The organism is Phenylobacterium sp., assembly GCF_004799395.1.
GTDB lineage: Bacteria > Pseudomonadota > Alphaproteobacteria > Caulobacterales > Caulobacteraceae > Phenylobacterium.
This window is the reverse complement of record NZ_SSMZ01000118.1, coordinates 1-5,624: the sequence shown is the minus strand read 5'-3', so window position 1 is coordinate 5,624 and position 5,624 is coordinate 1. Positions and strand designations below refer to the sequence as shown.

Genomic DNA, 5,624 nt, shown 5'->3' with positions numbered 1-5,624 from the left:
CGCCATCTTGGCCGACGGCTGAGCCTGGCGCCCGTGGCGGCCAAGCCCATCGATCCCGCAGCCCTCGTCGCCGTCCGCCGCGCCGCCCACGAGGCGCGCACCGCCGCCGGCGAGCGCCGCTGGGCGCGCTTCCAGGCCGCCAACCGCGCCCGCTACGCCGGCCTCGCCGCCCGCAGGACGCCGCCAGGCCTCGCCCGCCTGCTGGCCCGCGCCAAGACGCCGGGACGGGTCATGCTGCTGCAGGCCAGCGGCCTCTGGGAGCCAGACCTGGAGATCAGCCTCGGCTCAACGCCCGGCCCGACGGTCAGCCTGAACGCCTATGTCCAGGCCGGCCCCGACCCGGCCGCCCAGCCACGGGCCCTGTTCGACCAGAGCTGGTATCTGGGAACCGCGCCGGCGCTGGCCGGCAGCCGCTGGGCGCCTCTGGCCCACTATCTGGTGGTCGGCGACGGCCACAACCTCAGCCCCCACCCGCTGCTGGACGGCCCAGCCTATCGCGCCCGCCACGGGGCCAGGATGGCGGCCGGACGATTGACCGCCCTGGAGCATTTCCTGTTCGAGGGCGCGGCCGCCGGGGCCAATCCGCATCCGCTGTTCGACGTGCGCCACTACATCGGCCAGTCGGACGAGGTGGCCGAGACCGGTGAGAACCCGCTGATCCACTATCTGCGCGCCGGCTGGCGCGAGGGGCTTGAGCCGCATCCGCTGTTCGCCGGGGACTGGTATCTGGAGCGTAATCCGGAGGCGCAGGCCGCCGGCGTCGCGCCGCTGCTGGACTACGCGACCAAGGGCGCGGCCGAGGGCCTTGATCCTCATCCGCTGTTCGAGACCGCCTTCTATCGCCGCCAGCGGCACGGCGGCCTGCGCGGGGAGCCCCTGAGCGATTACCTGCGGACCGGAGCGCGGGGCGGCAAGAGCCCGAGCCCGCACTTCAAGCCGACCTACTATCTGGAACAGGCCGGTGGCCAGCCGCTGGCCCACGCCAACCCACTGCAGCACTACCTGACGATCGGCGCCTTCGCAGGCCTGTGGCCGGCGCCGGACTTCGACGAGTCGGCCTATTTCGCCGCCCATCCGGACGCCGCCGAAAGCCCTTTGAGCGGTCTGGAGCACTGGCTGCGCCTCCGCACCGAACGCCCCGCCACCGGAGCCCCGATGGGTCACGCGGTCTCCGCCCAGACCCTTTTCGGCGACCTTCGCCGCGCGTCGGATCCGGACCCACAGGCCTATGGCGTCGCCGACTACGAGGCCCTGCGCCGGCCTCGCACCGTGACGCCGCCCAGCGCGCCGGTGCGGATGATCGCCCTGCGCCGCACGAGGGCGCCGGACTGGGTCGCGGTCGCCCGCGCGCTGCCCAACTACCTTGGCCACCTGCAGCCCCGGCTGCCGGCCCACGGTTTCAGCGATCCGACGGATCCCGCGGTCCTCGCCCAGGACGAGGCTCTGGCCGCCCGTTACGGCCTGACCGGCTTCTGCCACGAGGCCGCCAACACAGCGGATCTGGTCGCAATCGCCGGCGCGGCTTTCCCGTTCTGCCTGGCCTGGACCGGCAAGACGCCGCCCAAGGCCGTGTCGCCCCTCCTGGCCTCCGCCCACGCCCTCCGCGTTGACGGCAGACCCATCGTCCTGCTGTCCGCCGGCGCGGACCTCTCGGCCTGGCGCCAGCTCGGCGAGCTGTTCCTGATCCAGCGCGGCGGCCAGCCTGCCGCGGGCTTCGACGCGCGGCTGCCCGATCCGCTGACGTCCCGCGCCGCCGAAGGCCCGACGGGCCCGGTGATCAATCCCGACTTCCGCGGCCTGGCGCACGACGCCATGACCTTGGTGGCCGACCGGATGGCCGAGGCCCTGGACGACGACGAGATCCCGCTAGTGGTCGCCGCCCACGACACCACGCCCACGTCGCAGGACGCCCCGGTCATCTGGCAGGGCGCGAGCCCGGGGGCGCTGCAGGCCTGGCTGGAATCGGCCAGCGATGCGGTCCGCGGCCGCGACACCGATCGCCGCCTGGTCTTCGTGCACGCCTGGAATGACTGGGAGGGCGGCGCGGTCCTGGAGCCCGACCTGCGCTTCGGCCACGGCTGGCTGGAGGCCGCCGCCAACGCCGCCGACACGGACCTGCTGACATGACCGGCGAAGTGACGCTCGTCGGCTATCCCTTCCAGCCCACCGGCATGGCCGAGCACGCCCGCTCGACCTTTCGCGCCCTCCAGGCGGTCGGCGTCACGCCACGCCTGCTGGACGTGGCCGACGCCAACCGCGGTTTAGACCCCGACCTGGAACGCGACTTCGCCCCGCATCTGGTCCCGTCGCTGGGCGAGGGCGTGAACATCTTCGGCGTCAACGGCGACGAGGCCGCCCGCGTCATCGACAAGCTCGGCGAGGCGGCCTTCGCCAAGGGCTACAACATCGCCTACCCGGCCTGGGAACTGGCCCGCTACCCCGCCGAATGGGCCAAGGTGCTGGACCGCTTCGACGAGATCTGGGCGCCGTCGGCTTTTGTGCAGCAGGCCTTGCAAGGCGCGGTCTCGCGGCCGGTCCACCGCATGCCGCTGGCCGTCGAGCTGAAGCTCTCGTCCTTCCTCGGCCGCCGGTATTTCGGCATCCCGGAGGACGCCTTCGCGGCGGTTTTCTTCTTCGACTTCGCCTCCTTCGCCGACCGGAAGAACCCCTGGGCCGTGCTGGAGGCCTTCGAACGACTGGCGGCCAGGCGGCCCGAGGCCGACATCCACTGTGTGATCAAGTCCCGCGGCGGGCGCGACATGGACGAACAGCAGGCCGAATTGGAGGCCAGGCTCGCCGCGCTCGGGCCCCGCGCCCAGGCGCTCTACGGCGACATGAGCGACAACGAGATCAAGAACCTGATCCGCGTCGGCGACGTCTTCGTCTCCCTCCACCGCTCCGAGGGCTTCGGGCGCGGCATGGCCGAAGCCATGGCCATGGGCCGTCCGGCGATCGCCACCGGCTATTCCGGCAACCTCGACTTCATGCCCTCCGGGGCGGGCCTGCTGGTCGACTATGAGCTGGTCCCGGTCGCGGCCGGCGCCTATCCGCACGGCGAGGGCCAAATGTGGGCCGACGCCTCGCCCGAGCACGCCTCACGGCTCCTCGAACAGCTGATGGACGTTCCGGCGGCGGCCCGCGCCATGGGCGCGCGCGGCAAGGCCTTCATCGCCGAGCACTATTCGCTGCAGTCGGTCGGCCGGCGCGCACTGGAGCGGCTGAACGCGATCGGTCGCGCCTAGCGTTTCCGCCATCGCGGCGGATCGAGCGCCACATAGAGCGCGCCCGCCATGGCGGCGAGGTCGAGCAGGTAGAGGTAGCGGTAATCGCAGGCGACCGAGATCAGGGCGAAGCTGGCGGCGAAGGCCAGGCTTCCGGCCATCAGAGAGATGATCACCCAGTCCGCCGGGTCGCGCCGCCGCCACAGGAGCCCGATGACGCCCAAGGCCACGATGGCCCAGGTCAGGTGCGAGAAGACCGGCGTGCCGTAGAACCGGCGCGCATAGTCGGCCAGCCCCTGGTCCTGCGGATCGACGCCGGTCTGGACGTCGAGGTCCTTCAGCATCCCGTCCGGTCCGGTGACGCCGACTGTCACGGGCAGGCACTGCTCCAGCTTCGGCGTCAGGAAGGTCCATTTGAAGACGTCGAGGCGCTGCAGGACATAGGCCGCCGGATAGTGGACGATCACGCGGCGCCACTGCGCGTGCATCGCCGCGTCCGGCACGTGCCAGAGGGTGCGCCGGAAGGTGTCGTCGGCATCCAGGGTGTCGACGCGCGCGGCGCTGTACATCTTGGCCGACTGGGCCTCCAGCAGGGCCTGCGCCGCCGGGTCGGCCTTGCCGATCTCCTTCAGCTTCAGCTTCGGATGGTGCGCCTTGGCGCCGACGATGTCGTAGTGCTCCAGGATCAGGAGCTCGACGCCCTGCCGCAGCTTCGGATTGGCGCCCGGCGGCTTGGCGATCCCTCCCACGACGAAGGCCAGGACCGCGACGGCGGCAAATCCGCCGAGGCCCCAGGCCAGGCTGCGGCGCCAACCCTCCGCCCGCGCCGTCCAGGCCAGGACCGCCGCAGCGGCGACCACCAGGATCAGACCGTTCTGCCGTTCCAGCGCCGCCAGCGCGAAACAGACCAGCGCGCCCGCCAGAGTCAGATGCGGCCGGGCCGCCCACCGCTGTGCGGCATGGGCCAGCAGCACGAAGCCGGCGAGCGTCAGATTGGCGAAGATCACGTCGCGCCAGACGATGCCCTGGTAGATCAGCAGCTGCGGCGTCAGCAGCGCCAGGGCGCCCAGCGCCACCGCGCCCCAGGTCGCCCGGGGCCGCAGGCGGGTCAGCGACATCAGGCTGAGGAACAGGATCGCCGCCGAGGCGGTGACATAGAGCCCGGTCCCGGCCACCAGTTGGTCGAAGGGCTTCAGAAGCCAGGAGGAGATGGCCGGCGCCCAGGTCTGGCGCACCCCGGTGCGCGCCTCGGTGAGCGCCACCACGGAGTCCAGCGACATCTGGCCCGGGATGTTGGCCGCCAGCGTCAGCAGCAGGCCTGCGAACATCGCGATTCGGAAGGCCTTGCCGGCCTTGTCGTCGCCGCCGGTGTGGATCGCCTCGCCCAAGCCCCCGCCTCGCATCCCGTCTTCCCTGTTGGTAAAAGCCCGCAGCAGCCATGGGAAGCGGCAAAAGGTGTGGGGCGCCGCGCCGGGGCTTGCTAAGTCTGCCGACCCTTGTGGTGACGGACGGAGGAAATCTGGATGAGCGGCGCGCGCGATCTTGCGGCCTTGCTCGCCCGATTCCCCAAGACCCGCCCGACCCTGCCGCCCAAGCTGGCGGCGATCTACACCCAGCAATATCTGGAGAACCGCGGCGGCGAGACGCCGGCCGCCTCGCTGTCACAACGGCTGGAGCGCTGGCTGCATCTGCGGGTGGCCGACGACGTGAAGGGCGTGAACACCCAGCCGGCGACCCTGGAGCTGGGCGCGGGCACGCTCAACCAGCTGGCCTATGAACCGGCCTGCGGCGCCTATGACATCATCGAGCCGTTCAAGGCGCTGTTCGCCGACTCACCCTGGATCGGCGGAGTGCGAGACACCTTTGACGATATCCGCGAGATCCCGCTGGAACGCCGCTATCTGCGGGTGACCGGCGTCGCCTCGCTGGAGCACATCTGCGACCTGCCTTTTGTCCTGGCCCGCGCCGCACGGCTGATGGCGCCGGACGCGGCGCTCCGCGCGGCGATCCCCAGCGAGGGCGGCTTCCTTTGGGCGCTTGGCTGGATGGCCACCACGGGGCTGGAGTTCCGCCTCCGCCACGGCCTCGACTACGGCCTCCTGATGGCCCACGAGCACGTCAATAACGCCCGCGAGGTCGAGACCCTGGTCCGCGCCCTGTTCGAGGATGTGCAGATCAAGAGCTTCGGGGTGGGGCGCCAGCTGTCGCTCTACCGGTTCTTGTGCGCACGTAAGCCCAGGCTGGACGTGGCCGCCCAATGGGAAGACCGCTTCGCCTAGCGAGCCTTGCGCCACGGCGGATCGACCGCCGCATAAACCAGGCCCGCCAGCGCGGCCAGATCGCTGAAGTAGAGGTAGCGATAGTCGCAGGCGATCGAGATGATGAAGAAGCTCGCCGCGAAGG

At 71.2% G+C, this 5,624-nt stretch carries 4 protein-coding genes; 3 read left to right on the top strand and 1 reads right to left on the bottom strand.

Annotation, left to right across the window (positions count from 1 at the left end):
- Both E8A12_RS08270 and E8A12_RS08265 read left to right on the top strand, forming a co-directional pair.
- The coding region (locus E8A12_RS08270; protein ID WP_293367527.1) for a glycoside hydrolase family 99-like domain-containing protein at positions 1-2,127 on the top strand (2,127 nt) is incomplete at its 5' end.
- A complete protein-coding gene (locus E8A12_RS08265) occupies positions 2,124-3,242 on the top strand; it encodes a glycosyltransferase family 4 protein (protein ID WP_293367525.1) in 1,119 nt (372 codons plus the stop codon). The genes E8A12_RS08270 and E8A12_RS08265, both read left to right, overlap by 4 nt.
- Here the strand turns inward: E8A12_RS08265 and E8A12_RS08260 are convergent.
- Positions 3,239-4,624 carry a hypothetical protein gene (locus E8A12_RS08260; RefSeq protein ID WP_293367523.1) on the bottom strand — a complete coding sequence of 462 codons (1,386 nt, stop codon included), beginning with the start codon at positions 4,622-4,624 and terminating at the stop codon, positions 3,239-3,241. The genes E8A12_RS08265 and E8A12_RS08260 overlap by 4 nt on opposite strands.
- A 120-nt stretch (positions 4,625-4,744) precedes the next feature.
- Here E8A12_RS08260 and E8A12_RS08255 point away from each other — a divergent pair, with 120 nt between their 5' ends.
- Positions 4,745-5,500, top strand: a complete 756-nt coding sequence (locus E8A12_RS08255; protein WP_293367521.1) for a hypothetical protein — start codon at positions 4,745-4,747, stop codon at positions 5,498-5,500.
- The last annotated feature ends 124 nt before the right edge of the window (positions 5,501-5,624 follow it).

Coding starts and splice junctions, on each gene's coding strand:
- E8A12_RS08265 (WP_293367525.1), top strand. CDS start 2,124: ATGACCGGCGAAGTGACGCTCGTCGGCTATCCCTTCCAGCCCACCGGC.
- E8A12_RS08260 (WP_293367523.1), bottom strand. CDS start 4,624: ATGCGAGGCGGGGGCTTGGGCGAGGCGATCCACACCGGCGGCGACGAC.
- E8A12_RS08255 (WP_293367521.1), top strand. CDS start 4,745: ATGAGCGGCGCGCGCGATCTTGCGGCCTTGCTCGCCCGATTCCCCAAG.